1 protein-coding gene is annotated in these 618 nt (G+C 44.2%); it reads right to left on the reverse strand.

Features of this window, described 5'->3' with window-relative positions:
* Window positions 1-87 precede the first annotated feature (87 nt).
* Window positions 88-618 (reverse strand): tetratricopeptide repeat protein (locus R7Z47_RS25580; RefSeq protein ID WP_318130859.1); only part of this gene is annotated, 531 nt, incomplete at its 5' end.

The following is a 618-nucleotide window of genomic DNA, read 5'->3' on the forward strand; positions in this document are numbered from 1 at the left end:
GCGTTGGATCAAAGAGTTTTCTCGCCTTAATGTGCCATTTGCAGTGTGTTACGTCACCGCGCGAAAAGAAGATGAAATGCGGATTGACTAGCTTTTAGGCTTTGCAGAAGTCAGCGCTCTTTTCTGTTTTAGCTGGTCAATCACATAGCTTGGTGCGACTTTTTCTAGTTCCGCCAAGCATTCATCCGTTTTCGGATTATCGTAACGAATATAGATATCACAAACCGCGTACAGCTGCTCTGGCGCGCCTGAAATCAAGTAAGCCTGTTCAAAAGATTTCACAGCCTTATCGACACTGAACTCTTCTTGTAGCACACCATTCAAATACCAAAAATAACTATTGTTTTTCGCCATGTTAGCCGCTTTTTCGATTTCATTTGCGGCTTGCTCTTTGTCGTTTAAACGAACGAGCGTCAAAGATTTCGAATAATGCAGGGCGGCATTGTCTGGAAGGCGTTCAATCGCTTTATCCAATGTATCAATCGCTTCTTGCTCACGTTGCTGCGCGCGGTAATTGTCGGCTAAGTTCAGCCAAACATCTGGGTTTTCCGGCATTTTGGATAACAATGCTTGATAGATATCGTCCGCTTGTTTCCAGTTTTCATGCCAGCGATACAC

It is taken from the genome of Vibrio sp. 1641, assembly GCF_033339995.1.
In the GTDB taxonomy this organism is placed as follows: domain Bacteria; phylum Pseudomonadota; class Gammaproteobacteria; order Enterobacterales; family Vibrionaceae; genus Vibrio; species Vibrio alginolyticus.